22 protein-coding genes and 2 tRNA genes are annotated in these 25847 nt (G+C 53.0%); 14 read left to right on the plus strand and 10 right to left on the minus strand.

Annotated elements, in window-relative coordinates:
• Positions 1-96 precede the first annotated feature (96 nt).
• A complete protein-coding gene (locus IPM28_16365) occupies positions 97-1248 on the minus strand; it encodes an FAD-binding oxidoreductase (protein ID MBK9174559.1) in 1152 nt (383 codons plus the stop codon).
• A 106-nt stretch (positions 1249-1354) separates the two neighbouring features.
• On the opposite strand from IPM28_16365, the gene mpl reads away from it, so the two are divergent.
• The 4 genes from mpl (at position 1355) to IPM28_16385 (ending at position 4755) form a co-directional block, all read left to right on the plus strand.
• A complete protein-coding gene (mpl, locus tag IPM28_16370) occupies positions 1355-2761 on the plus strand; it encodes a UDP-N-acetylmuramate:L-alanyl-gamma-D-glutamyl-meso-diaminopimelate ligase (protein MBK9174560.1) in 1407 nt (468 codons plus the stop codon).
• Between the two features lie 27 nt (positions 2762-2788).
• Complete coding sequence (locus tag IPM28_16375) at positions 2789-3337, plus strand: hypothetical protein (protein ID MBK9174561.1); 549 nt, start codon at positions 2789-2791, stop codon at positions 3335-3337.
• Positions 3338-3427: 90 nt separating this feature from the next.
• On the plus strand, positions 3428-3880 hold the full coding sequence (locus IPM28_16380) for an SRPBCC family protein (GenBank protein ID MBK9174562.1): 453 nt from the start codon (positions 3428-3430) through the stop codon (positions 3878-3880).
• A gap of 530 nt (positions 3881-4410) precedes the next feature.
• Positions 4411-4755 carry an RNA-binding protein gene (locus IPM28_16385; protein ID MBK9174563.1) on the plus strand — a complete coding sequence of 115 codons (345 nt, stop codon included), beginning with the start codon at positions 4411-4413 and terminating at the stop codon, positions 4753-4755.
• 93 nt (positions 4756-4848) lie between these two features.
• Here the strand turns inward: IPM28_16385 and dacB are convergent, their stop codons facing one another.
• A complete protein-coding gene (gene dacB / locus IPM28_16390) occupies positions 4849-6417 on the minus strand; it encodes a D-alanyl-D-alanine carboxypeptidase/D-alanyl-D-alanine-endopeptidase (GenBank protein ID MBK9174564.1) in 1569 nt (522 codons plus the stop codon).
• A 180-nt stretch (positions 6418-6597) separates the two neighbouring features.
• On the opposite strand from dacB, the gene IPM28_16395 reads away from it, so the two are divergent.
• Positions 6598-9411, plus strand: coding sequence for a VCBS repeat-containing protein (locus tag IPM28_16395; GenBank protein ID MBK9174565.1), 2814 nt, complete (start codon positions 6598-6600; stop codon positions 9409-9411).
• Positions 9412-9497: 86 nt separating this feature from the next.
• Here IPM28_16395 and IPM28_16400 read toward each other — a convergent pair whose 3' ends face one another.
• Positions 9498-12023, minus strand: a complete 2526-nt coding sequence (locus IPM28_16400) for an adenosylcobalamin-dependent ribonucleoside-diphosphate reductase (GenBank protein ID MBK9174566.1) — start codon at positions 12021-12023, stop codon at positions 9498-9500.
• 383 nt (positions 12024-12406) lie between these two features.
• Here IPM28_16400 and hslO point away from each other — a divergent pair, with 383 nt between their 5' ends.
• Entirely contained in the window at positions 12407-13294 is an 888-nt protein-coding gene (gene hslO / locus IPM28_16405; GenBank protein MBK9174567.1) for an Hsp33 family molecular chaperone HslO, read from the plus strand.
• Here the strand turns inward: hslO and IPM28_16410 are convergent.
• Genes IPM28_16410 through IPM28_16420 form a run of 3 tightly spaced genes read right to left on the minus strand, consistent with a single transcriptional unit; the run spans position 13291 to position 15300 of the window.
• Positions 13291-14283, minus strand: coding sequence for a PHP domain-containing protein (locus tag IPM28_16410; protein MBK9174568.1), 993 nt, complete (start codon positions 14281-14283; stop codon positions 13291-13293). The two genes, hslO and IPM28_16410, sit on opposite strands and share 4 nt — an antisense overlap.
• Positions 14284-14285: 2 nt before the next feature.
• Complete coding sequence (locus IPM28_16415; GenBank protein ID MBK9174569.1) at positions 14286-14819, minus strand: hypothetical protein; 534 nt, start codon at positions 14817-14819, stop codon at positions 14286-14288.
• A 1-nt stretch (position 14820) separates the two neighbouring features.
• Positions 14821-15300: a flavin reductase family protein gene (locus IPM28_16420; protein ID MBK9174570.1), complete on the minus strand. Its 480-nt coding sequence runs from the start codon at positions 15298-15300 to the stop codon at positions 14821-14823.
• Between the two features lie 115 nt (positions 15301-15415).
• On the opposite strand from IPM28_16420, the gene IPM28_16425 reads away from it, so the two are divergent.
• From IPM28_16425 to IPM28_16440, 4 genes are all read left to right on the plus strand, one after another.
• The gene (locus IPM28_16425) at positions 15416-16294 is read left to right on the plus strand and encodes a polyprenyl synthetase family protein (GenBank protein MBK9174571.1); all 879 of its coding nucleotides are present in this window, start codon (positions 15416-15418) and stop codon (positions 16292-16294) included.
• A 94-nt stretch (positions 16295-16388) separates the two neighbouring features.
• Positions 16389-17282: a hypothetical protein gene (locus IPM28_16430; GenBank protein ID MBK9174572.1), complete on the plus strand. Its 894-nt coding sequence runs from the start codon at positions 16389-16391 to the stop codon at positions 17280-17282.
• 156 nt (positions 17283-17438) lie between these two features.
• A tRNA-Val gene (locus IPM28_16435) sits at positions 17439-17514 on the plus strand.
• A gap of 34 nt (positions 17515-17548) precedes the next feature.
• Positions 17549-17625 (plus strand) — tRNA-Asp (locus tag IPM28_16440).
• A 68-nt stretch (positions 17626-17693) separates the two neighbouring features.
• On the opposite strand, the gene IPM28_16445 is transcribed toward IPM28_16440, so the two are convergent.
• Both IPM28_16445 and IPM28_16450 read right to left on the minus strand, forming a co-directional pair.
• Positions 17694-20591, minus strand: coding sequence for a protein kinase (locus tag IPM28_16445; GenBank protein MBK9174573.1), 2898 nt, complete (start codon positions 20589-20591; stop codon positions 17694-17696).
• The gene (locus IPM28_16450) at positions 20588-21166 is read right to left on the minus strand and encodes a sigma-70 family RNA polymerase sigma factor (GenBank protein ID MBK9174574.1); all 579 of its coding nucleotides are present in this window, start codon (positions 21164-21166) and stop codon (positions 20588-20590) included. Before IPM28_16450 ends, IPM28_16445 begins: the two co-directional genes overlap by 4 nt.
• A gap of 188 nt (positions 21167-21354) precedes the next feature.
• Between IPM28_16450 and IPM28_16455 the strand changes: the two genes are divergently transcribed.
• The 4 genes from IPM28_16455 to IPM28_16470 all read left to right on the plus strand — a co-directional run bounded on the left by IPM28_16455 (position 21355) and on the right by IPM28_16470 (position 24257).
• Positions 21355-21861, plus strand: coding sequence for a hypothetical protein (locus IPM28_16455; protein MBK9174575.1), 507 nt, complete (start codon positions 21355-21357; stop codon positions 21859-21861).
• Positions 21862-21977: 116 nt separating this feature from the next.
• Positions 21978-22574, plus strand: a complete 597-nt coding sequence (locus IPM28_16460) for a GNAT family N-acetyltransferase (protein ID MBK9174576.1) — start codon at positions 21978-21980, stop codon at positions 22572-22574.
• A gap of 127 nt (positions 22575-22701) precedes the next feature.
• Positions 22702-23610, plus strand: a complete 909-nt coding sequence (locus IPM28_16465; GenBank protein ID MBK9174577.1) for a diiron oxygenase — start codon at positions 22702-22704, stop codon at positions 23608-23610.
• A gap of 77 nt (positions 23611-23687) precedes the next feature.
• Positions 23688-24257 (plus strand): OsmC family protein, encoded by a 570-nt coding sequence (locus IPM28_16470; GenBank protein ID MBK9174578.1) that lies wholly within the window; start codon positions 23688-23690, stop codon positions 24255-24257.
• Positions 24258-24618: 361 nt separating this feature from the next.
• Here the strand turns inward: IPM28_16470 and IPM28_16475 are convergent, their stop codons facing one another.
• Complete coding sequence (locus tag IPM28_16475) at positions 24619-25203, minus strand: GTPase domain-containing protein (GenBank protein MBK9174579.1); 585 nt, start codon at positions 25201-25203, stop codon at positions 24619-24621.
• A 33-nt stretch (positions 25204-25236) separates the two neighbouring features.
• The gene (locus IPM28_16480; protein MBK9174580.1) at positions 25237-25719 is read right to left on the minus strand and encodes a roadblock/LC7 domain-containing protein; all 483 of its coding nucleotides are present in this window, start codon (positions 25717-25719) and stop codon (positions 25237-25239) included.
• Between the last annotated feature and the right edge of the window lie 128 nt (positions 25720-25847).

A 25847-nucleotide genomic window follows, 5' to 3' on the forward strand; every position in this document is an offset into this window, starting at 1 on the left:
TGCAGGCGGCGGCCGATATGGGATAACTGCCGCTAACGATGATCTGCGGTCGCGGATAATAACCGGATTTAACGGATCGCACCCATCATCGACAGATCAAATAAATGCAGTTTCGTGAAGCAATTCGCCTTTTTCGAACCGGTCGAGTGAAAGCATCGAGACATCGAGAAACTCGGCACGTCCGTTAAGGATGATCTCGGCAAGGGCACGGCCGGTCGCGGGCGAATGCATTACGCCATGGCCTGAAAACCCGTTGGCAAAATATAGGCCCTCGATGTCGCAGCCACCAAGTATCGCGTGGTGATCCGGCGTTGTTTCATACAGGCCGACACGGCATTTTTCCCGAATGACATTGGTTTCGTACAGCCATGGTGCTCGTTCTCTCGCCTTTTCCCTGATCGTCTCGACGAATCGGTCATCAAGATCACGATTGAAGGATGGCGGTTCATCGGGATCCGGATATGCGAACATAAGTTCATGCGTCGAATCTCTCGCCGGGCGAAAATGAAATCCGGTTCCGAGGTCGATGACCATTGGGAGTTTCTTTGCAAAAGGCCGATCCGACCTTGCCCAGACTATTTGCCGGCGCATCGGTTCGACGGGAAGATCAACGCCGGCCGTCGCAGCAAGCAGTTTTGCCCAGGCTCCGGTACAAAGGACCGCTCTTTCGCAAGTGATGCGGCCCTGGTCAGTCTCGACGCCGATGATCTTGTTGTCTTTGACAATTATCTTCGTGACCTGTGTGCCAAAGCGAATTTGAGAGCCGCTCCGCAGGGCTCCTTTGGTGAATCCCTCCATTACGGCAAGCGGATCGATGAAGCCATCGTTAGCTCCGAAGCTGCCGCCGAGAATATCGTCACAGTTCATCCCAGGTACGAGCTCGCGGATCCTTTCGCGATTGACCAGACCGATATCACGTACTCCGAGCGATCGTTGTGTTTCGACATTGCGTCGAAGGTATTCGAGCTGATCGTCAGTCGTCGCAAAAAAGAGGTATCCTCTCGGCTGATAGCCGCATTCGTGATGCCACCGGCGAAAGAAGCTGAGCGAATAGACCGACATCAGTATGTTGATCTCAGTCTCAAACTGAGCGCGCACTCCGCCGGTGGCAGCACCGGTCGATCCGAGGCCCTGTACCGTCTCGCGTTCCAGGATCAAAACGTCCGTTGCCCCGCGTTCCGTTAGATGATAGGCGACGCTCGCGCCAACAACACCAGCTCCGATGATGACGGTTCCTGCATTCACCATTTCCAAATAAAACTATATGATGCTTCGTTTCTAATCAAACGTCGTTCGAATCTCGGCGTTTTTGCAATTTCCAACGCGCTAATCGACAATAAGTTTTCTCTTCACTATGCATTATCATCTCATTGGAATTTGCGGGACGGCGATGGCTTCGCTTGCCGGGATGCTGCAGGCTAGCGGGCATCGCGTTACGGGTTCGGATCAAAACGTCTACCCGCCGATGTCTACGCAACTCGAATCGCTCGGAATTGAGATCCTAAATGGATATAGAGCCGAAAATGCGGATATCGGAGCAGATTGCGTCGTTGTCGGCAATGCGATTTCGCGAGGCAACCCCGAACTCGAAGAGGTTCTGAAGCGCAAGATCGTATACCGCTCACAGGCGGAGATCGTTAAGGAGCTATTCATTCGCGGTAAGCGTTCGCTGGTGGTTGCCGGAACTCACGGAAAAACAACGACTACGAGTATCGCTACATGGGTATGTGACGTCGGCGGCCTGGATCCCGGCTTTCTTGTCGGCGGCGTTGTTCAGAATTTCGGCGCAAGCTTTCGCGTTACAGAAAGTGAGTTCTTTGTCATTGAGGGAGACGAATATGACACTGCATACTTCGACAAAAAACCGAAGTTCATGCATTACCTCCCCGAGATCGCGATCGTCAACAACATCGAATTCGATCACGCTGATATTTATCGCGATCTTTATGAGATCAAATTCCAATTCTCGCGCTTGATGAACCTTGTACCAGGAAATGGACGCCTTATCTGCGGCGTCGATTCGCCCGTTGTGAGGGAAGTGCTCAACGAGATGCAGGGCAAACTCTTCACGCAGGTCGAGACCTTCGGCCTTTCGGATGACGCGAAGTGGCAGGCCCGATACATCGATTTCACCGGCGACTTGACGCGATTCACCGTTTTCAAAGACGCCAGCAGTTGGGGCGAATTCGAAACGCATTTGATCGGCGAGTTCAACGTCCGCAATTCTCTTGCCGTTATCATAGCGGCGGATGCTTGGGGTATCTCGAAAGAGAAGATCCAAAAGGCGTTTGACACATTCAGATCAGTAAAGCGGCGGATGGAGGTGCGCGGTACGATCGCGGGGGTAACGGTGATCGACGATTTCGCCCATCATCCAACGGCAGTCGAGGAGACGTTGAAAGCCCTTCGTATTAAGTATGACGGCCGACGGCTGATCGCGGTTTTTGAACCGCGTTCATGGTCGTCGCGGCTTGCAGTGTTTCAGGAACCGTATTCAAAAGCGTTCTCTTATGCCGATCATGTGATCATTTCTGGCGTCTATAACACTTCGAAGGCAAGCGAACTTGGCAAAGTGCTCGATGTCAGTGAACTCGTCAAGGACATCGAACTTCAGGGCAAGAGGGCGTTTTCCTATCCTGATGCCGACTCGATCGTCGAACATCTGAAACCCGAACTCCGCGAGGGTGATGTCGTGGCGATCATGTCGAACGGCGGTTTCGGCGGGATCCACGAAAAGATACTCGATGTCCTTCGCGCTTAAGGGTATGCATTCGGTCCAGGTAGGCCTATGGGCGGTTTTCACAAGATCCCGAGCGGGCTGAAGATACTGATGATCGAGATGGTAGCGGTCTTCTTTTTTCCCATAACCATTGCAGGGATAGCGAATCAGGTAAGCCATGGACTCTTTCCGGATCGGTATGAACTTCAGGGCACCGAAGACTGGATAATGGCCTTTGTCGGGCCGCTGTTCGTGACATGGGTCCTTTACGATATTTTCCGGCCGAGGGTCAAAGACCAAATCTGGGGTATATTTTTTCGGGTGAAGTTCAGATTCTGCAGTACGCATCCGTCCTACGTGTTGATCGATCTGATTACGATCATCTTTACCGTTTTATTTTTGGTCGTTGGCCGGGCAGGAGAATTTGATACAGGCGGCTGGTGGTTAATTCCGGCAACCGCGGTGTGCATTCCTGTCGTCCGCCTATTGGCTTGGTACGTTTTCGGCTTTAGGATCCAGGACACTGAAACGTACGATGCCTATCAGCCTGCTTTATGGGTGTTTTGCATTTTTGCATTAATATTTGGAGGAGGATCGGCCGTAGTCTTTTTAACTTAGACTCGGAAGCAGGAAACTGAAAAATGAGTCGGTCAAAAACCCGTATACAACGAGTTCTCTGCGGTCTGTAAAAGAAGCAACCCTGATCACATGCCTTCATGTAAAGTCGAAGAGATCATTCCGGCATCGGCACAACGCGTTTTTGATCTTGTTCACGATTATGAACGCAGATTGGAGTGGGATACGCTCCTTCGCGCAGCATACATCGAACCTCCATTCAAAGCGGCGGACAAAGATGTTGTGACGGTATGCAAGGGCCGGTGGATGGTAGGCGGCATTGCAATGCGGACGGTATACGTCAGCTTTCGCCCGGGTCGAACCGCGGCCGTCAGGCTGCTGGATCCAGTTTTATTTTTTGAGACCTTCGCCGCAAGCATCCGACATTTTGATATCGAGCACGGCGGCTCGACCGTGATCTATCATTTCAACTTCACTTCGCGACCGCAATTCCTCAGACCGGTCCTCGATCCTTTGATGATGCTCGTCCTCAGGGCTGAGACACGAAAGCGACTTCGATCGCTGCGACGATATTTCACAGCATAAGAGCCTTCGTTCGTTGCTGAGATTTTCATTGAATATTTCTCGGTGAGAATGTCTTTCGAGTTTCACCGTCCAGCAGCGAACGCGTAGAGCAGACGCGGTCGTTGGGCATCTCGAACCTCGGTGAGAAGCGGTCAAAGTGCGGGGTCGATCGTGCACTAATCCATGGGGTCGCGAATTTGATCGCGAATTTCGATGATCAAATTTTCAGATTCTCGTTAGTGCTTCCGACAATAGAATTAACACCGTTGGAACGCCAAAATGACCAAAACAAAACATCTTGCCTAATTTCGGCAAAACGTGCATACTTTTTCTTGATTTTTTGGCTCTCGACAGTATCTCGACAGATGCGCCCGTCCGGTATTTTTGAGCGACGCTTTTTCGGTTCGGTATGGAGAGTTTGGTTTTGGGACACGAAGCACTTTGATTTTTTAGAGTAGGGCGCGTCGCTGCGTTATCGGAAAGTTCGGTAGAGCGTTTTCCACTTGACCTGCCTTCTTTGCTTCTTTTGGACAAAAAGTAAATAGAGGAAAATGAGTAATAAACTATACGTCGGAAATCTGTCTTTTCGCGTGACCAGCGAGGACCTGCATGATCATTTTGCGACAGCCGGAACGGTCGAATCCGCAAATGTCGTCTTTGACCGGGAGACCGGACGCTCACGAGGATTCGGTTTCGTCGAAATGGCAAGCGAGGACGATGCGAACAGCGCGATAGCACAGTTTAACGGTACTGAATATGACGGCCGGAATATGGTTGTGAACGAAGCCCGTCCGCGTGAGGACCGCGGAAGCGGCGGTGGGGGCGGCCGCAGAGGCGGCGGCGGTGGTTACGGCGGCGGAGGCGGTTACGGCGGCGGAGGCGGAGGCCGTTGGTAATATCGTAGCGAGCCTAGCGATAGAGCAAAACGAGCGAAAGGCAGATCAGCCATCACGGCTTTTCTGCCTTTTTCGTTTCTCCGGTTTGGACGCTCAGTCGATCTTACCCGTAAAGTTCGCAAGGTCAAGAACGATCTCATCGATCAAAGCGACGCGAGTCCGAGTCTCGGCGACACCGTTTACAAGGACGGAAAATACGAGACGCTCGCCTCCGGCGGTCGTTACGTATCCAGAAAGGGCGGAGACCTGATTGATCGTGCCTGTCTTACCGCGGACATTCGACGCGCCCTTGGTTCCGATGAATCGATTCCTAAGTGTGCCGTCGACCCCACCGATCGTAAGGCTATCGTGCCAGGTTTGGGAATAACGGCTTTTCGTGGCCATGTATGTGTATAGGCGAACCACGGCGTCAGGTGTGATGAGATTGTGGCGCGATAGCCCGCTTCCGTCGTATTGAATTACCGACTCCTCACCGGCACCGACCTCAGCCATGAACCCCTTAACCGCATCGATCCCTAACTGAGAACTGTCTCGGCTCGGACCAGCTGCAGGTTCGAGCTTCCGACGGGTCTCTTCGCCCAAAGTCCAAAGCAGCGTTTCGGTATACACATTCTGGCTCGGCTTCATCGTTTTTGCAGCGATCAAGGCAAGCGGCGGCGATTCGATCTTTGCGATCTCGACGTTAGTGTCGGCCGGCAACAAGCTCTTTGAGTTCACGGCGACAGCTCGTCCGGTCACTACGACACCTTTTTCGACAAGCCTTTGCTTCAAAAGCGCAACGAACATTTCCGCGGGTCTTGTAACCGCTACGAACCCGTCAAATCCCTGGTTCCCAAGCGGCAATTCGCCGCTTATCTCAATAACGTTCTGCCCAAGCGGCTTGTGAATTCGCAGCGTGCGGCGTGTTCCTGAAGCGGTTGTCACGCAGGAGTTTACAACACGCATCAGAACAAATGCGGGTGTCAGCTTGGCACCGCAAGGGAAGCCGACCGGACCGGGCGTCACCCGAAGAGCGACGACATTATCGTTTACCGGAAGTGCTGACACCTCTGCTCCGTAATAGAACTGGAGGTCGTCCCATTCCCAACCGGATGGGAGCGGATCACCAGTGAAGTACGTCTCATCGCCAATGATGTCGCCATCGATCTTTCTTACTCCTGATGCGACCAATGCACTGGCCAGTCTGTCGATTCCTCTCAAATGATCGCCCTCGTTGAACGTATATGAGACCGAGACATCTCCGCGACCGAGGATGCGGACGGGGCCTCGAACGGTACCGTCCGCGTCAGGCATAGACGTGGCAAAAACGGAAGTGACGAACCGAAAATCCGGCGACAGCTTTTCGATCGCTGTTGCCACTGTAAAGCTCTTCATGTTCGACGCAGGCATGAAATACTTGTCGGCGTTTTCCTCGAGTATGACCTTACCCGAGGCGAGCGACACGACCTTGATCCCGATCTGGCCGCGCCTTACTTCGGGCTTCTGAATTCGCTGCCGGATCGATTCAGCCAAATCCGCTGGCGTTGCAAGAACGGGTTTCGCAGGTGACGAGCTTTCAACACGCGTCGACCCTTGGCCAGAGACGGCGAGCGTCGCGAAAAGGACCGCACACAAGATCGTCAGATGCATGGCAGCTTTATTCGAGATTGAGTCGGGTTTCATTATCAAAATCTTACTTTAATTACGCCGGCTTACAAAGCTTCGCACGGTCGAGGCGGCCTCCGATCGAGTTCCTTGAGCACCGGTCAGCACGATGATACAATCTCAGTTTGTTCACGTAGTCATTCCCTGCAAACACAATTTATCCTAATCCTTTACGGACCGAGGGGGGAGTTTATCTAAATGCGTCGTGCCAAGATCTTGATCATTTTCGTTTTTCTGGCTTCAGGAGCGGCTTTTGTCGGCCAGCGATTTATGGCAGTTGTGAGTGCCGGGCAGAGCTCATTCGGATCGATATCTGCTCCGACAGGCGTCACAGCGTCGGACGGGAATTATACGAACAAGGTAGGTATCAGATGGGAGACCGTTCGCGGGGCAACGACGTATCGCGTCTTCCGCAGCACGACGAGCGACCCCGGAATTGCGACCGATGTCGGCACAACGTCAGCGAATTATCTTTATGACCCGACCGCGACCGCACTGCAGCAATACTTCTATTGGGTGCGAGCCGAAAATGGAGCCGTGGTCAGTTCTTTTAGCACACCAGATCAGGGAATCCGGGCCGTCGGGACGCCGCCGGTCGGACCGTTCTCACCGCTTGAGCCGCCGCCGGCACCGGCCGGCAATCCAATAACTGCGGCAAAGGCGTCGCTGGGAAAAGCACTTTTCTGGGACGAACAGCTTTCGTCCACAAAGACGGTTTCCTGCGGGACGTGTCATCGCCCGGCCGAGGGCGGTTCTGATCCGCGGACGGTTATCGGCGACATCCGCTCGACCAATCCGGGGCCGAACGGTTCCACAGGCGACCTCGATGACATTTTCGGTTCACCGGGCGTTCCAAGGAACAACTTGGACGGTACCTATAACGTCGATCCGTTTTTTGGCTTCAGGCCGCAAGTGACGGGACGCAAATCTCCGTCCTACCTCAATGCGGGTTATTCTACGAGCGGCCTGTTCTGGGATGGCAGAGCGAGCGATGTTTTTCGTGATCCGATAACTAACGCGATAATTCTAGGTGAAGGCGGAGCACTCGAAAGTCAGGTCATCGGCCCGCCAGTCTCGAGCGTCGAAATGGGCCATGGCGGGCGCGATTGGACGCAGGTTGCCCAGAGAATAGCCTTATCCAAACCGCTTGCTGTTGCGACGAATATTCCACCTTCACTTCAGGATTGGATCGGCGGACGTTCGTATCCCGAACTCTTCGAGGAAGCGTTCGGAACGCCCGAGGTGACACCGGTGCGGATAGCATTGGCAATAGCAACGCACGAACGCCAATTATTCTCCGACCAAACCCCATTCGATAAATGGGCGGCAGGTATCGAACCGCTTACGCCGCAGGAAGAGGCCGGGGCCATATTGTTCGGCGGGACAACGTGCATACAGTGTCACGACGGGCCGTTATTTACGGACCATCTTTTTCATAATATCGGTGTAAGGCCGCAAAGCGATGATAGGGGCCGCGGCATTGTCACGAACGACCCGAAGAATGATGGCCAGTTCAAAACGCCAACGTTGAGAAACGTCGAACTGCACGGGCCATTTATGCACAATGGCCGTCTCTCGACCTTGGAAGAAGTGGTCGAGTTTTACAATCGCGGAGGGGATTTCAATGCACCGAATATCGACCGCGGCGTGATCCGTCCAATGGGGCTTACACCAGCTGAAAAGGCGAGCTTGGTCGCTTTTATGAAGCGGCCGTTGACCGACCCTCGCGTTCGGGATGAACTTCCTCCGTTCGACAAACCTCAGTTATTTACCGAATCGAATAGAGTTCCGCAGATCAGCGGAGTGGGCCGTTCAGGGACAGGCGGGATCGTTCCGAACGCGATCGCGATCGAACCGCCGCTTGTCGGAAATCCGAGTTTCACGGTAGCTATCTCATCGGGGAATGCAGGCGCTAATGCGGTCGTGGTCATCGATGCTGCCGATCCGGGCGTTGGCGCGACGATACCGGCAACCGGTTCCTTTGCACGTCAAACGGCCGTTTTGACGGGAGGCGGATTTGGCTCGGTCAGTCTCTCGATCCCTGACGAGGCATCGCTTGTTGGCCAGACGTTTTACGGCAGATGGTATGTGACCGACCCCGCGGCTTCGAATGGGTTTTCCGTGTCACGATTGTTCACCTTTACGGTGTTCGGCGAAGCATCAGTTCCGCAAAATGCGGCACACATGGATTTCGATGGTGACGGAAAGACCGACATCGGTATTTTCAGGCGGCCTGTTGGTCAATGGTGGTATTTGCAGAGTTCGTCGGGCGAAAACCGCGCATTCCAATTCGGCGATTCGCTCGATCGCATCGTGCCGGCCGACTATACAGGCGATGCTAAAACAGATGTTGCCATTTGGCGACCTTCGCTAGGTGAGTGGTTCATCTTGCGGAGTGAGGATTACAGTTTCTATTCTTATCCGTTCGGTAACGATGGTGATGTTCCGATCGCTGCGGATTTTGACAACGACGGGCAAGCCGACTCGGCCATTTACCGGCCAACGTCGTCAACCTGGTACATAAAGCGATCATCCGGCGGCGTCGATATCATCACCTTCGGAACCGCAGGCGACCAGCCGCAAGTCGGTGACTATGACGGTGACGGGAAGGCCGATATCGCGGTCTATCGCCCGACGGGTCCGGGAGGCGGCGAATGGTGGATCAATCGTTCGAGCGGCGGTGTCGTCGCGGCGCAGTTTGGAGTGGCGACCGATAAGCCAATCGCATCTGATTTTACCGGCGACGGTAAGACCGATATCGCGTTTTGGCGTCCGACAGACGGATATTGGTACATCTTGCGTAGTGAGGACGGCAGTTACTTTTCGCTTCCTTTCGGCGTGACGGGCGACATTCCCGCTCCGGGTGATTACGATGGCGACGGAAAGACAGATTTTGCGGTTTTCAGACCATCGAACGGAACATGGTATGCAAGCCGTTCGACACAGGGATCAATGATCGTCGCGTACGGTGTTGATGGTGATTATCCGTTGCCGGCGGCGTTCCTGCCCTAGATTCAATATCGCAAAAAAATTAAAAAGGCCGAACCTTCAAGTTCGGCCTTTTTTGATCTCAACGATTCAAAACACGCTTTGTTTGATCATTTGCACTTTGAGTAACCACAGTCGCGGCAGAAATCGCAGCCCGATGCATGCTCAAGCTGGCCTCTGCATTCCGGGCACTCACCGACAAGCAGCGACATCTCGCCGAATGATTCGATCGGTGCAGTCTGCGCAGACTTTCCGATCTGTCGATGAGATTGCGGCAGATTCTTAAGGCGGCGGTCGATAAGAAGAAGACACTCGGCGACGGCTTGTTCGGGTGACGTCAATAAACGCTCATTGAACCAGACCGCGTTTGAACCAGTGACCTTGTTGAGGCTTCGTGCGACCTCGTGAACGCCAAAACCACCTCGGAGCATCTTCGATGCAAGCAATCCGACGCCTTCGCTGATCGGGCCAGCGGCAAATACTTCTAATATACGTTGACCGTCGTGGTTGACGGTAACGTATAGGTTTTGCGTGTCGAAAGGTATGCGCCACGTCGAGCCTTGCAATTCGCGGGGCCGCTCGACACGCTGAGTCGAAGCGTTGGCGGTCTGACCGATATCGTTGAGTTCAAATGCGGCTGTAACGTCTTCCGTCCGTCCTTTTTCCTCAACCTTCATCGCGTTGAGCACTTGTCCCTCGCGGCTGCCGTCGCGGTAATAGCTGACCGCCTTGCAGCCCAGCCGACGTGCAAGATGATAGAGTTCGTCAACCGATTCGATCGTGTCGTCTTTAGCTCCATTGCATGTTTTCGAGATCGAATTGTCGACGTGCTTTTGTGCCGCGGCAAGGACCTTGACGTGCTCAAGCGACTTGATCTGCATAGCCGAAATGAAGTGCGGCGGCAGTTCGGATTCGTGCTCGACCACATATTCCGCGGCAGACTTTATCGATTCTTCGTTAGTCTGATCAACCTCGATACCAAGAGCTTCAGCGGCCAGCGACTGAACATAGGTTCTTGTTCCTAACGTATCCTGACGGACATATGCCCACGAAAAGTTAGGCTCGATACCGGAGGACGTCTCGGCGACAAGCGATATTGTCCCGGTTGGCGCGATCGTCGTTACTTCGTAATTTCGCGGCGTCAGCGGCATATCGCGTGGGAGGCCGATCTCATCGTAAATGAACGCGGCATAGGCATCGCGATTCGGTTCGAGCTCCGGGAATGTTCCCTTTTCAGCACCGAGCTTCATCGAGGCGATCCACGCTTCGCGGCGAACAAAGCCCATCACCTTTTCCATAAGGTCGAGAGACGAATCCTCGCCATAGGTGATCCCGAGCCTGAGACAAAGATCCGCGAAACCCATTATCCCCAGCCCAACCGGCCGAGTCCTCTTTACAACATCATCTATCTCGGGCAGCGGGAAATGCCCGGCATCGACCACATTGTCAAGAAAGCGCGTGCTGAGGTGGACGACCTTTGCCAGTCGATCCCATTGAATACTCGTCTCGGGGTCGGAGCCGCCGGACAGGCGATCATAGAATTTTGCAACGTCGATCGAACCCAGATTGCACGAATTGTTAAAGTGCAGCATCTGCTCTCCGCACGGATTACAAGCGAGGATCGGGCCCATCGACGCCATCATGTGATTGTGGCGGTTGACTTCGTCGATAAAGATTATTCCCGGTTCTGCATATTTATGGGCCGATGCGATGATCCGCTTCCAAATGTCCGGAGCGTAGACCATTCCCGCCATCGGCGGTTGCTCGATCGCGCAATCAGACAGATCTGCCGTTTCGAACGCAAGCCGGTCAGCAAACACCGCGGTCGATCCATCAGGACGGCGATAAACGACATAATCGGAACCCGTGGCCGGATCGAAGATCGGCTGCTGCCACGGTTCGCCATCGAATTCGGTTTGAAACCACACGCCGCTGTCGACCGCATCCATGAATAGATCGGTGACCGTGACCGAGATATTGAAATTCGTCAGACTTGTCTGATCGTTCTTGGCATGGATGAAGCGAAGAATGTCTGGATGGGAAACAGCCAGGATCCCCATATTGGCACCGCGACGGACGCCACCCTGCTTTACGACCTCGGTCGTCTGGTTGACGATGTTCATGAAACTGACCGGGCCTGATGCGACACCACGGGTTGAATTGACCATCGAACCAGCCGGGCGAAGAAACTCGTAGGTCATACCTGTCCCGCCGCCGGTCTGATGGATGATCGCGACGTTCTGTGCGTGCTCCATAATGCCCTCGATCGAATCAGGCACACCCAAAACGAAACACGCCGCGAGTTGTCCCTTCGGCTTTCCGGCATTTACCAGGCATGGCGTGTTCGGGATGAACTCGCGATTGAGCATGACGGCTGTCATTTCCGAATAGAACCATGCTCGCTTTTGTTTATCGGTCTCAGCGGTCGAAACGTGGCTGACAACGCGGCGGACAATGTCGGCCCAAGCCTCGAGAGGTTCACCATTCTCGTCTTTCAGCGAATATCGCTTGGCGACGACCTTTTGGGCATTGAGGCCAAGCGGGGCAATATCAAAGCCGACGGCTGCTGCGGTGCCGTTTCCAGTGGTTTTTGGGGCTAGTTCGCCTTGCGAGACAGGTTCAAAAACGGTGCTCATCTTCGTTCTTTTCTCCTTTTCGGTTAGAAAGACAGAGGTCTGCTGTTAGCTATATGTTAACACCCGGACAAGCGATATGAAATCTTGGATCGATCGGATTCGGTCACATCTTCGGATGGTGGAAAACGGGAAAATGATGACCTACTGGCTCCAATCGTAACCGCGAAATCTGGGTTTGTCAAGGAAATTATACGCTATATATTGTGGGTTAAGATCATTATCTGCAATATCTGCGATGTTTAGTTAAAGTAACGCATTAGCGTCGGTGATCGTGTTATCGACTGGTGCGATCAGCGTGTTCGAGACCATTTAGACCCCGACATCAATAGGCTCGGCGTCCTGCGATTTGACTTTCATAAACCGCATTTCACACACTCTGAATTATGGACAAACTTATCCATGGTACGGCCGCCGACGACACGATCCGGGTTGTCGCCGCGATCACGACAAACATCACGTCCGAGGCGGTGCGGCGTCATCAGACTTCTCCTACCGTCTCAGCTGCCCTCGGGCGGATGCTTACAGGAGCTCTCCTACTCGGATCGACCCTCAAAGACTTTGATCGGCTGACGGCAAAGATCGAAGGCAATGGGCCGGTTGGCGGAATCGTTGCCGAAGCGACAAGCGACGGCAAAGTACGAGGCTACGTAAAAAATTCGATCGCGGAACTTCCGCCGAAGCCGAACGGAAAGTTCGACGTCAGTGGGATTGTAGGCGAAGGGACGTTTTACGTTATTCGCGAATCCGGTTTCGATATTGGACTACATCGTGAACCGTACGTTGGTTCGGTGCCTATCGTTTCGGGTGAGATCGCCGAAGACTTTGCATTTTACCTGGCGAGGTCCGAGCAGATACCGTCAGCAGTTATGCTCGGCGTTCTGCTTGAGAATGTCGAGCCTTTTGTAGCAGCTTCGGGCGGCGTTCTGATCCAAATGATGCCCGGTGCAAACGAACACATAATTACTATGATCGAGGACACGATACGAAATGCTCCGCATATTACGTCGTCGATCAAAGCGGGAGCAACTCCCGCAGACCTATTGAAGATCACGCTTGGCGTCATCGACTTCGAGATACTCGATGAACGCACCGTCGAATTCGCATGCAATTGTTCGATGGAAAAGGCGATCAGTATGATCGCGGCCCTTGGAAGACGCGAAGTTGGGTCGATGCTTGCGGACGACAAAGGTGCTGTCATGACCTGCGGCTTTTGCAACGAAACTTACCGCCTTGATGAAAGCGACCTTCGGCAGATCATTGCCGCATACTAACGGTTAACAAAGATCGGCTGGGTCCAGGCGAGTTTTCCGTTTGATTCGTAAACCTTTGCCCGGACGTAAAGCTCATTTCCCTTGAATCGGTAGGTCGCCGGACTTTGTGCCGACTCTGCAAAGACGCGGCCGCCTCTTCCAATAAATTCTATTCGATACTTGCTTCCGCGTTGTTCCTTTATCTTCAATGCGATCCCAGATCCATCCGCAGAGTATTCTTCGAGCTCGACCCCCGTAGATGCATAAAAATCCCCCCGGTCAAGAGCCGAGAGTACGGCGGTAGGCGTCAGTTCCGATGCACGAACGTAAACCCATGCCTGTCCGGGAAGGGGTGCGGTCTTATCACCAGGACGCTTGAAGTAGTGTGAATCGTCGTCTGCGATACCGTACATAACACGGCCTGAGCTAAGAACGTCATCCCAAATCTGCTCTGCCGACGGCGATCCGCCGCCGCCGAGATTATTGACCAACGGGTGACCGTTAAAGATCTCGACCAGAGTGATATTCTTCAGCTGTTTTATTTCAGCAGCCGTCAATGCCCATCCGAAATTTGGATGGTTCAGTTGTGGTACGCCTCCTTTTGCTCGAACATCGTCGATGTTCTTTTGAAGCGTTGCAACCGAACCGGCGAGCGCGTTGGGCATGACGACCGAGTCGATCCCGAGGGCGTTGATGTGAAGCGGCTTACTATCGAATCTGTCGGTGACTTCCTGGCCGCTGATCACGACGAACGAACCGGCCTTGCCGAACAGCTCGTTCAAGACCCCAACGTTCGTAATGTACTCGTGATCGGTAATGAAGACGAAATTGTACCCGTGCTCGCGATACCACTTAACGACATCATAAGGCGTCGAATCGCCATCGCTATTCAGCGTATGGGTATGAGTATTTCCTTTGAACCATCTTTGCTTTTCGGGGGCCGCCGTCTGTGAAAGAGCTGCTACGCACACTACAAACGACAGGGTGATCAAGACCATAAAGCGCCGCATTGTTAAGTGGCCTCCTGTTTCGGCGATAGTTCAAAGCAGTTGAGGATCCTTGATGTATCGCGGTCAAAATTCTCTGCAGCTCGAATATTGTTGTCAAACCATTGCTGTTCGTAATACGCCGGGTCGAAGTCGAGCACATTTACAAATGCCGAGATCTTCAGCAAAACGATTGCCTTTTGCGAAAGCTCTCCACGTTCTTTGACGAAACCGCTTCTCACCTCGAGATCCGCCCTGGTGTATTTGTAGTCGAAGGAACGATCTAGTGACGCACCGATCGGCGGTTGAAAAAACAGCCAGTTCTCGATCAGATATTCGAGCCGGTCGTCCTTCAGCCTGAGATTGAAATGTGGCAGGCGCCGTCTTTCATTCGCACCGCTTTCCCTGTGGCCTTCGCAGATGCTTATCAGATCGAACGAACTCAGGTCGTTCAACCTCTCGAGCCATTCGTCCTCGAGACTGCGGTCGACGCAATAGGTCCGCCACGGGCGTTCCCACGACTTGCATTGTATGGTCGGATAAGAATTTGGCGATGCCATTCTATGTCTGTCCGATCGACGTGTAGGTTCCCCGAAAGTAAACGAGCGGCAAATCTTCCGATACGTTGCTCGATTCGATCTCACCGACAAAGATCGTATGGTCGCCGCCCTTGATCTGTTCTTTGACCCGGCAAGAAATATTCGCCAACGAATCGGTAAGTACCGGGAGACCATGTTGGTTCAGCGAAAAATCCACGCCCTCGAACTTTTCGTCAATCGGGGATGCGAATCGCTCTGAGATCTCCGACTGGTTTGCGTTCAGAACGTTCACGGCAAACAAACCGGTCTCGGCAAACGCATTATGGCTGGCTGTGTTGCGGTCGATACATATCAACACCATCGGAGGGTCCAACGAAACCGAACTGAAGGCTGATACAGTTATCCCATGAAGCCTACCGTCCGCATCTCTTGTAGTAACAACGGTTACGCCGCTTGCGAATCGTGATAGGGCGGCACGGAAATCGTCGGGGCTGATCGGCATATATGAGAGTGAATCTACAATAATCGAACGGAATACGCAATTTTTTGGGCTTTGGCCAATAGATTTGCGGTCAGGTTTGATAAAGGCGAATCGATGACCGATAATTTCACGCTGAATGACCCTTCTGGACGATTTTTTTCGTGAGGCTGCAAATGAAGTGGACCGTGTGCTGGAACGGCTCGTCCCGTCGAGCAGCGGTGCGTCGAGCAACCTGGTCGAAGCAATGCGATGGAGTCTTTTCGCCGGTGGAAAACGTCTTCGGCCGGCGCTTGTATATGCTTCGGGAAGGGCTTTCGGTGCCGATGACCGGTCTTTGGCGAAGACGGCAGCAGCGGTCGAAATGCTTCACACATATTCGCTGATCCACGATGACCTGCCTGCGATGGACGACGACGACCTTCGCCGAGGACGCGAAACCTCGCATAAGAAATTTGGCGAAGCAACAGCGATACTCGCGGGCGACGCTCTGCAGGCTCTTGCCTTTCAAACGATCGCTGAAGACGACCATTTGACGCCTGCGGTCCGGCTCGACCTTATTTCGGGCCTCGGGAAGGCGGCAGCGTGTATGGTTGCGGGCCAACATTCTGATCTCGAGGCGGAAGGCAAGGCGATCGGGCTTTCGGAGCTTGAGGTGATACATTCGAACAAAACCGGGGCGTTGATCTCATTCTCGCTTCGTGCCGGTGCGCTGATAGCACACGCCTCAGACGATGACATCCGGGCAGTGACTTACTACGGCGAAACGATCGGGCTATTGTTCCAGGTGGTGGATGATGTCCTAGACGTTACCCAGCCAACTGAGACGCTCGGAAAAACGGCAGGGAAAGATGCTGCATCGGCGAAATCAACCTATCCGTCGTTAATGGGCTTGGAAGCTTCGCGGAAGCTGGCCGCAGGATTGTGTCGTGAGGCTGTATCGCTTTTGCCAGAAAGTGTTGATAGCGGTCATGCTTTGCGTGCAATACCAGAATACCTGCTCGATCGTAGTTGCTAATGATCAAGTCAGCCGGTCGAGCGTTTGCATGCGCCTCCAGAAAATCGCATGGATCTCGGCGAAACGCGTTATTATTATTGTTTGGAGCATTAATATGAACAGACGAACGTGCAATTCTACTCGGCCTTTGAACACGATCGGAGGAGAACCGAAAATGCGCGATACCGCCTGGCGGTCCGTTTTTCTCGCGATCGTTACATGCGTGTTCATTTTTGCTGCCGGCGGCGGGAATTGCATCAAGGCCCAAGCCGCGGCGGCCGGCGGCCTCGGAAGAGCTTATGAATCAGCGGGAAAGTCGGCGGCGACGCAGAAGTTGCGAGCTGGTATGGGATCGACACTTCAGAAAGCTGTCGAACGCAGCCGATCGGCAGCGGCAGGGGCAAGATCCCGAACGGGAAGTTCCAATACCTTGAAGACCAGCCCGGCACCACGGAAGACGACGACAAGGAATGTCGACCCGGCTCCGGAAAAGGCCTATGACGATACATTTTTCAAGCCTGATGTTCGGATAAATGTCTTCAACGATCTGGCAAATTCGCTCGGTGGAAACGTGGAAGAGAAGGCCGCACTTCGGGCCTTGTTTTCTGCTACGAAAAGTGCCTTTGAAGCGGAAGTAGCAAATAAAGGCCGAACTAACAACCTGGCGGCGGCGTTCACTTTTTTTGTCGCAGCGACCACGACTGTTTACCACAACGATCCAGAACCTTCGGATGAGGCGATCGACCAGCTTTGGGACGGCCTAAATGCGGTACTCGATGAATCGGGCGAACTCGAGAATATGTCCGACGGCGAAAAACAGGAGATCTACGAGACGCTGATCGCTCTCAGCGGTCTTGTACTGGCGGGCCATATGGAAGGAAAAAACAGCGGCGATCAGCAAACGACAAACGCGTATCGTGTCATAGCCGGGGCATTGATCGAAACGGTGTTGAAAACCTCTCCGGACAAAGTAAGATTTGACCGCTCAGGCTTGGTCATCAAGCCCTGAACGAACGATAGAGAGCGATCTTATGAGGCGCCAAACTTGACAGATAGCAGCTAATTTTCGTAGGATTTCAGTTCGCTCCTGATCTCTCAGGAGCGACGCTTTTTTGAAAATCGGATAGGGCAAACGTGCCGCCAAAGTTGTTTCATCAAGGTTCTCGGGCATGTACGTCAATTGGTAGACAGCCTCTCTTACAAGGAGGAAGTTAGGGGTTCGAGTCCCTTCGTGCCCACCATTTACCTGAATTTCTTTCGAGAGATTCCAAACGCGGGGTCGTAGTTCAGTTGGTTAGAACGCCAGCCTGTCACGTTGGAGGTCGCGGGTTCGAGCCCCGTCGGCCCCGCCACTTATCGGAAAAAGCCATGACGCTTTCAAAGCGTCATGGCTTTCTTGTTTTCCCCGCATCTTCAGGGTCTAGTTTTGAGCTGGTCCGACCGTCGAAAGCATGACGGCATCGGTGATCGTTTTCATACGCACAATAGCAAAACGGCTTCCGTCGCGTGAGAATGAAAGATCCAAAACGTCGTCCGGTTCGGCAGATACAAACAACTTCGGTTCCGGGTTTTCCGGGTTCAGCAGAAAGACCTTCGCAGGTAAATTCTCACCTCGCTGCCGTTCCTGATACACGATCGAATTTCCATCCGGCGTCCACTTAAAAATACGAGATGGCCATATATCGATCAACTTGGTTCCGGCGTCAGAATTCAACGGCCTGACAGCTACCATTACACTTTCAGCGGATTCACCGCTCAATGTGTAAGCGACGTATTTACCATCCGGAGACATGGCCCAGTAATAAGCAAGGGTCTTCGGCAGATAGTCGATCCCGGCCACTGGTCCGCCGTCGATCGGGATCTGACCCATTGGGGGCGACCCCTCGTTGAACCACCGGAAGACTACTGTCTTGCCATCTGCGGCGAATCGAGGAGCCTGGGCGATGCCCTCCACATCCGCTAGAAGAACCGCACTGCTGCCGTCGATGTTCATCCGCCAAATCTGATTATATCCGGCACGGCGCGACGTGAATACGATCTGCCGCCCGTCTCCGGAAACTCGCGGTTCCGAGTTGTCCGAATCCGACGGCGTCAACTGCATTGCGTTCTTTCCATCGGAATCGGCGATCCAGATACTCCTTCGATTGTTCTCGTACACGTCAAAAACTACGCGGCCGTCAGGTGTCCAGTCCACGGCCTGGTGTGCCAGCGGTTCACGAGTGATCGGCGACATCGAGGCCGGATCGTCCACATTGCCTATCCAGACACGGCTTTCATCGGAGCGCTGGGCGGTAACAATATTGCGGCCTTCGCGATCGATACTCACACCGATATAGTTGTTCAGGTCATTCGTCAGGCGTGTGGTTTTTCCGTCCGGAACCGTTACCTGGAATAGCTGCCGACGGTTTGAACCAGGATCGATCGCCGTCATCAAGAGGCTCTTCGTCCTTCGGACCTCCGACATCTCCCAGATACGTTCCTTCTGGCGAATGATCAACGATTCCTTGCCGGTTGCTGTATCGAGCATCGAAATCGACCAAAATTCAATGCCCCCATCCAACTCTCTCTTAACAAAGAAAACGGATCTACCGTCCGAAGCGAACCTCGGCTCACGGATCACCGATTCGCCGGCGACGGCAGCGTGTTCGAGTTCGTCGCTTCCGTCAACTGAACCGGCTGACATCAACCGCGCGTCGGTCGTGTTGACAGATCTGTTCGGATCGGGACCGCCATAGCGAACAAATAACACGCGGCGGCCATCAGGCGAGAGATTGCCGAGGTGATTCACTCTTTCAACGATCTTTTTCGGCTGACCGCCTAGCGTCGGGACGCGGTACATTGTTCCATGCAAAGCTGACCGCTCTGCCGTTATGAAATATATGTGTTCCCCGTCGTTGCTGAAGATCGGGCAATCCCAATACAGCAATTGCTGCGGCGGAACGATCTGAATAGCATTCGGATCGGTAACGCGCCTGAGCCAGAGTGCACGGTCGCCGTTATCTTCGTAGGTCACATATGCGACGGATCGTCCGTCCGGCGAGATCGCAGCAAATGCAACATTGTTCGACTGTGAAAGCCGTCGAAACTTCAGATCCTCCAAGGCGATTGTCGACGATCGTTGTCCGGAAAAATTATACCAACCTGCAAACGCGACGATCGCCACAAGAACTATGGCGAACGGCATCCATCGCGCTGAAGGTGATCGGGCTTCGCGAAAAAGGCGGCGCTGTAAACTTTCGAATGAACGCCCGCTTCTTGCGAGAGACCGAAGTGCAAGGAGGGAATCGGCGACCTCTCGCATTGATTGATACCGCTCGCTCTTAGGCTTTCGGATGCAGCGTTCAACGACTCGACGAAATGGATCCGGGACATCGGGGCGGAGGCTTTCTAGCGGCGCCGGATCGGATTTCAGCAGATTGCTCACTATCTCGGCATGGCTGTCGCCCGCGAAGGGCCGACGCCCTGTGAGAGCCTCGTACATCACGACGCCAAAACTGAAAATGTCGCTTCGGTGATCGACCGCCTTCCCTTCTGCCTGTTCGGGCGACATATACGATGGCGTCCCCATCACTTGCCCTGGCGTCGTGATGTGTATATCGGCATCGCTCTGCTCGAAACGCCGCCGATCGATCTGCGCAAGCCCAAAATCAAGGATCTTCGGGATCCGACCGCTTACGATCATTATATTTCCCGGCTTTACATCACGGTGGATGACGCCCTTATGATGTGCAAATGCAAGGGCGTCGGCGAGCTGAGCGAACCAATCGGAAAACGTTTCTAGCGGAAGCCCATCGAAGGGTATAGCGCGGTCAAGCGTTTGCCCGTCGATGTACTCCATTGTGATGAACGGCTTGGAACCGGCTTCTTCGACGGAATAGATCGTGGCAACGTTGGGATGATTGATGTTCGCTGCCGCGAGGGCCTCGTTTCGGAAACGTCTTAAGAAGCTCGGATCATCCGATATCTCAGCCGGAAGTCTCTTTATCGCGACCTTTCGGCCCAACCGGGTATCGGTTGCCAGATACACTTCGCCCATTCCGCCAGACCCTATCGACCGCTCGAAACGATAATGGCCTATTAATTCACCCGGTTTCGGTTCGCTGTCCTCGGAATCTGATGTAGTTGCGCTGTTGCCAACGATCGGTTCGGCAATGAAGTTGCCGGCTTCCTCGTCGGCACGGAGAAGAGACTCGACCTCATTTCTCAGAGTTGCGTCCGAACCACAGGCCTCATCCAAAAAGGCCTCTCTCGGTTCAGCTTCAAGCTCAACGGCCTTATGATAGATTTCGCCGACCTTTTCCCATTGTTCCGGGGTCATTGCTGATCTTTTCGGTTGAGTTCGCGAAACAGCCAGGCTCTGGCCAGATTCCAGTCGCGCCTGACCGTTCTGGACGATATCTCCAATGTGTCGGCGATCTGTTCTTCGGTCAGGCCGCCGAAATAACGAAGTTCGACGATCTGGCTTTGACGCGGGTTCAGCTCTGCCAATAACGACATTGCCTCGTCGAGGGCGATTATATCGGTCTCTTTCTCGTCCGACACGTTCAACTTGTCGTCAAGCGTTACCTGAACTCGCTCACCTCCACGTTTAAGACTGTTCTTTCGTCGGGCGACATCAACCAAAACCCGCCTCATTAACTGGGCTGAAATTGCAAAAAAATGATTCCTGTCCTGCCAGTTTACTCGGTTCGAATCAACAAGCCGTATGAATGCTTCGTTCACAAGAGCCGTGGTTTGCAGCGTATGGCCCGGATTCTGCCGCCGCATGAAGTTACGTGCGATACGGCGCAGTTCATCGTGAACAAGTGGGACGAGTTCATCAAGAGCTTCTGCTTTGCCTTCGCGCCATTGAAGCAAAAGCTTTGTTATTTGCGGCGATCCTTCTTTGCTCATTTCACCCAAATCGATGATCTCAACGGTTTAGCACTTCCTTTAATGCCCGGCATTTTAGCATAGAAAACGATCCGACCTTAACTTTCCGCGGCTGCCTGTGTCCGCGTTTTTTAAAATGTTGCGTCTCTTTCATCGGGGTCGCATTGAGCCCTCGATTTAATGGTCGAATTCAGAACAGGAGCAATTATATGGCGAAACTAGAGAAGATCTCGGGCATTGTCCGGGTAAACGTGGATGGCTCGGTGGGATTGAACGGTGTTAATTCGAAAGATGACGTCGTTGCAGTACAAGCCCTTCTCAAATATGCGATGGCCGAGCGTCCGCACTGGAACAAACTAACATTTCCGGAGCCGAACGGAGTTGTTGACCGCATCACTTTGTCGTTTATTCGGAGATTTCAGAAGCACGCCCGAAGCATCGCCGGTGGAGGCGTGGCGATTGACGGAAGGATCGATCCGGCGATCGGCGAGCGAGCGTTCGGACGGCGAGGCATGTGGACGATGGTTATGCTCAATATTTATGCACTCGAGACATGGTTCTACAAGGGTTCGAAAAACTCAAACTACATCAGGGACATCAGACTTCGATTTCCGGCATTTAATGCCGCAATTGGAAGCGACGGTGTCGGTTCGTTAGATCTCGAACTGGAACCATCAGTTGCCGGTATCGGAACACTCGGCCTGTCGCTCGAGTAATCGACAGGACGATGCAGGGCAATCGATAGAAGCCAACTTGAATAACAACAGTACAGATATCAAGTGAAAAGGAGAAAAAGATGTTGAGTGAAGCAATCACGGTCGAGCAGATCGACATGAGCTATGCCGGGATCGAGACAGTTCAATCGAATTCCGGCCCACACGCAGAACTTGCGACCGCGGTAATCACGGTCGCGTTCAGCACGGACCCGATCGCCCGCTGGGTCTATCCGCAGGCCGACGATTACCTTCGGGATTTTCCAGCATTTATTCGCGTGTTTGCCGGACGCTCATTCGAGAACGGAACGGCATACCTTGCGCCAAGCGCGTCCGGGGCCGCTCTATGGCTTCCTCCGGGCGTAGGTCCCGACGACGATCGAATGATCGATCTCATTTGGTCGACCACGACCGAGGAGATCCAAAAGGATCTTTTTCCGTTCCTCGAACAAATGGGAATGTTCCATCCCGAAGAGCCACATTGGTATCTGCCGATGATCGGTGTTGAGACACATATGCAGGGACGAGGGATCGGTGCCTCATTGATGCAGCACGCGCTCGCAGTATGTGACGAAGAAGGTCTGCCAGCGTATCTCGAGTCGTCAAATCCGCGCAACGTGCCCATGTACGAGCGATTCGGATTCGAGGTCATTGGAACGATCCAAGCGGGAAGTTCGCCGCCGATGTATCCGATGTATCGAAATGCTCAGAGATGATCGGTGTCTGGTTCGAGCGAGATCAAGGCCAAGACAGGGATCGAGCGAAAAGGGTGGTCATTTTATTCGCATTCAAAAGGAGAAATATATGTTAGACGCAATAGTTTCAAATAGAAATACAGGTGTGATGTCGCGATACGATTATCGGGAAACGATAGTTGCTTCCAGGCGAGTCAATTGGGCGATCGAAGACATAATCGGCGGCGACAAGAAGCTCGACTTCAGTCGAAGATTCATGCCCGAATCGCTCGCCAGAGTCGAGGGGCTCGCGTTTCTGAACGATGATGAAAAGCGCATTCTCAATCAGATACGTGCTCACGCCTATCTATGCATATTCGGGCTCGTCGAGGAATTCATCCTCCCATTTGTGCTGGATCATGTTCGTCCTTCATTGGATCAGGACGATTATCGGGTCCGGGCCTTTCTACAGTTTGCAAGTGAAGAGGCGAAGCATATCCAGCTTTTTAAGAAGTTCAGCGAAGAATTTCAGGCGAGTTTCGGTTCGGAGTGTAAGGTTATCGGACCGCCGTCTGAGATCGCTAAAGCGGTTTTGGCCCATGAGCCGCTTTCGGTCGCACTTGCCATACTACATATAGAATGGATGACCCAGCGTCATTACATCGAGAGCATTCGCGACGACAACGACCTCGATCCGCAATTCAAGAGCCTACTCAAACACCACTGGCTTGAGGAAGCTCAGCACGCGAAACTCGACACGATGATGGTCGAATCGCTTTCGGCGGATATGGGGCCTGACAAGCTGCGGAGCGCCGTCGATGGCTATCTGGACATCGGCGGATTTCTGGACACCGGGGTGCGCAATCAAACGCTATTCGATCTCGAGGCATTCGAATCGGCAACCAAGCGCGTGCTCAATACTTCCGAACGCGAGGAATTTATCGAAAAACAGCATCAGGCCAACCGATGGACCTATTTGGGAACCGGAATGACCCATCCGAAGTTCATCGAGACGCTCGACGGTTTGGGTCGCGCGGAGCGTAAGAGAATTGAAGAGATCAGTTCGGTGTTTTGTTAACTTTCGTGCGGAGTGAAGGGCTTTCCCGGCGCTCCGCTTGTTCCCACAATTCGTGATCATAATAAGGAGAAACCAATATGCAGCAAACAGCAATTCAACAGAAGGCCTTAAATGGCGTAAACGTGACCGAGCTTTTCAACACGATCGGTGCGATTCAGGGTAACGCAGATATCGCCCGGTTCAACTTTCGGGCAACAAACAAATGGATCAACGGTGGATCGAACCAGACGACGATCGATTCTTATGACGGAGCATGTCAGACATTCAGCCGTGAAACACCGTTCGTAATTCAAAAGGACGAGCCGCCCGTCCTGCTAGGAACCGACACTGGAGCGAACCCGGTCGAATACGTACTTGCGGCTCTCGCCGGTTGTCTGACCACTAGCCTGGTTTATCATGCTGCGGCAAAAGGGATCAAGATCGACGAAGTTGAATCGACATACGAAGGCGACCTTGATCTACACGGATTTCTAGGCCTCGACGGGAATATCCGAAACGGATACAAAGATATAAGGGTATCGTTCAGGGTCAAAGGCGAAGCGTCGGACGATCAACTGCGCGAACTAGTAGAGATCGCCCAACAACGGTCGCCTGTTTTCGACATCGTAACAAATGGCGTGCCGGTGGTTGTCGGCCTTGCAGAGTAATGAACGAATCAGCAGCAACCTGCTGCTTTCCTTCGCTGAGGCCGTCAAGGCGAAATGCCTCGACGGCCTCAGCTGTCTGTATTCACTCCTGCTTTTTTCGTAAAAATCATGACTTCCGGTTCGTACACACCTCTCGATTGACAAAAAAACAGAAAAAAAATTGCAATCGCTGAATCCGATCTATCGCCAAGCACGAAAAATCAATCGTACGGTCAAAACGGCCGCGTCTGATCTGCCACGTCGGACGTCATCATTTGGCCCTTTCGACTGTTATTAACGCTCCAAGCTTACGAACAAGGGAAGGTAAAAAGCCGCTCGGATCCAAATGATCAAAGCGGCTTTTTTCTTTTCTGTGTCCGGATCAGCTCTTTCGCAGTTCGGTCAAAACCTGCTTTGCAACAGCTTTCAGCGTGTCAAAAACTCCGGTTCCGTTCATTGCGACTGCTTCGAACACCGGCTCTCCTTTCTTTCGCAATTCATACGAGAGATCCTCGGTTGGTATGACATTGGGCAAATCACGCTTGTTAAGCTGCAAAACGTATGGAAGCTGGTTTAGGTCGTATCCCTGTGTCTGCAAGTTCTCTTCAAGGTTGTACAATGATTCGATGTTCGCGTCCATACGCTCTTCCTGGCTGTCGGCGACAAAAACGACACCATCAACACCTTTGAGAATGAGCTTACGCGAAGCATCGTAGTAAACCTGTCCCGGGACGGTGTAAAGGTGAAATCGCGTCTTGAAGCCACGGACGGTACCGAGTTCCAACGGCATAAAGTCGAAGAACAGTGTCCGGTCCGTCTCGGTCGCGAGGCTTATCAGCTTACCTTTCGCCTGAGGAGCCGTCGAATCGTAGATATACTGCAGGTTCGTCGTCTTACCGCACAGTCCGGGACCGTAATAGACTATTTTGCAGTTTATCTCTCGTGATGCGTAATTGATGAAGGTCATGGCTTTACTTGGGGAATTCTATAACAATGTGTATCAGCTGAAAAGGCTATCGATGTCTTCGTCAGTGATCTCGGCAAACACGGAATTTGCACCGACATTGTATGCGGTCGACTCACGAACAGCCTCCTCCAGGATCGCTGCGACATCATGACTTGCCCGTTTTGTACGGAGCTTTACGAGGCCCAAGGTCGACCGTTCATCAAAGACGACCACAAGGAGGCTCCGGCCGATTACGCTGATAAAAATGCTCTCCTTTTCACCTTCATGAAAAACGGCAGGGAAAACGTCCTCGCCGATCAATTTTGCCATGCTGCTTGTAGCGGCGACATTGCCCGCAGCCAATGAAGAAAAGCTCGTGGTGTCCATGTCTCCGATATCGCCATGAAATGCGATCGTTTGCCCATCGCGGTCGACGAGAAAGACCACACGCCCGGCGCATTCAACGCAAAGGCGCGCAAGCACAGATTTGAGCTTTTGAAACTGTTGTTCGTGTAAGATGAAAGGCGACTGTGCCATCTGATGAACTAGTGGGGTCGAGAATTAGTCGTAAGATGAAGATGCGTCGGAATGTTGTGAATATTCGTTGGCGGGGCCCGTGGAATGAGCCGCAGATACAAAGTTAGCACATCAGGCATCGCGGTAAC

Source organism: Chloracidobacterium sp., assembly GCA_016716305.1.
GTDB lineage: Bacteria > Acidobacteriota > Blastocatellia > Pyrinomonadales > Pyrinomonadaceae > OLB17.

Coding starts and splice junctions, on each gene's coding strand:
- IPM28_16365 (MBK9174559.1), bottom strand. CDS start 1,248: ATGGTGAATGCAGGAACCGTCATCATCGGAGCTGGTGTTGTTGGCGCG.
- mpl (MBK9174560.1), top strand. CDS start 1,355: ATGCATTATCATCTCATTGGAATTTGCGGGACGGCGATGGCTTCGCTT.
- IPM28_16375 (MBK9174561.1), top strand. CDS start 2,789: ATGGGCGGTTTTCACAAGATCCCGAGCGGGCTGAAGATACTGATGATC.
- IPM28_16380 (MBK9174562.1), top strand. CDS start 3,428: ATGCCTTCATGTAAAGTCGAAGAGATCATTCCGGCATCGGCACAACGC.
- IPM28_16385 (MBK9174563.1), top strand. CDS start 4,411: ATGAGTAATAAACTATACGTCGGAAATCTGTCTTTTCGCGTGACCAGC.
- dacB (MBK9174564.1), bottom strand. CDS start 6,417: ATGAAACCCGACTCAATCTCGAATAAAGCTGCCATGCATCTGACGATC.
- IPM28_16395 (MBK9174565.1), top strand. CDS start 6,598: ATGCGTCGTGCCAAGATCTTGATCATTTTCGTTTTTCTGGCTTCAGGA.
- IPM28_16400 (MBK9174566.1), bottom strand. CDS start 12,023: ATGAGCACCGTTTTTGAACCTGTCTCGCAAGGCGAACTAGCCCCAAAA.
- hslO (MBK9174567.1), top strand. CDS start 12,407: ATGGACAAACTTATCCATGGTACGGCCGCCGACGACACGATCCGGGTT.
- IPM28_16410 (MBK9174568.1), bottom strand. CDS start 14,283: ATGCGGCGCTTTATGGTCTTGATCACCCTGTCGTTTGTAGTGTGCGTA.
- IPM28_16415 (MBK9174569.1), bottom strand. CDS start 14,819: ATGGCATCGCCAAATTCTTATCCGACCATACAATGCAAGTCGTGGGAA.
- IPM28_16420 (MBK9174570.1), bottom strand. CDS start 15,300: ATGCCGATCAGCCCCGACGATTTCCGTGCCGCCCTATCACGATTCGCA.
- IPM28_16425 (MBK9174571.1), top strand. CDS start 15,416: ATGACCCTTCTGGACGATTTTTTTCGTGAGGCTGCAAATGAAGTGGAC.
- IPM28_16430 (MBK9174572.1), top strand. CDS start 16,389: ATGAACAGACGAACGTGCAATTCTACTCGGCCTTTGAACACGATCGGA.
- IPM28_16445 (MBK9174573.1), bottom strand. CDS start 20,591: ATGACCCCGGAACAATGGGAAAAGGTCGGCGAAATCTATCATAAGGCC.
- IPM28_16450 (MBK9174574.1), bottom strand. CDS start 21,166: ATGAGCAAAGAAGGATCGCCGCAAATAACAAAGCTTTTGCTTCAATGG.
- IPM28_16455 (MBK9174575.1), top strand. CDS start 21,355: ATGGCGAAACTAGAGAAGATCTCGGGCATTGTCCGGGTAAACGTGGAT.
- IPM28_16460 (MBK9174576.1), top strand. CDS start 21,978: ATGAGCTATGCCGGGATCGAGACAGTTCAATCGAATTCCGGCCCACAC.
- IPM28_16465 (MBK9174577.1), top strand. CDS start 22,702: ATGTCGCGATACGATTATCGGGAAACGATAGTTGCTTCCAGGCGAGTC.
- IPM28_16470 (MBK9174578.1), top strand. CDS start 23,688: ATGCAGCAAACAGCAATTCAACAGAAGGCCTTAAATGGCGTAAACGTG.
- IPM28_16475 (MBK9174579.1), bottom strand. CDS start 25,203: ATGACCTTCATCAATTACGCATCACGAGAGATAAACTGCAAAATAGTC.
- IPM28_16480 (MBK9174580.1), bottom strand. CDS start 25,719: ATGGCACAGTCGCCTTTCATCTTACACGAACAACAGTTTCAAAAGCTC.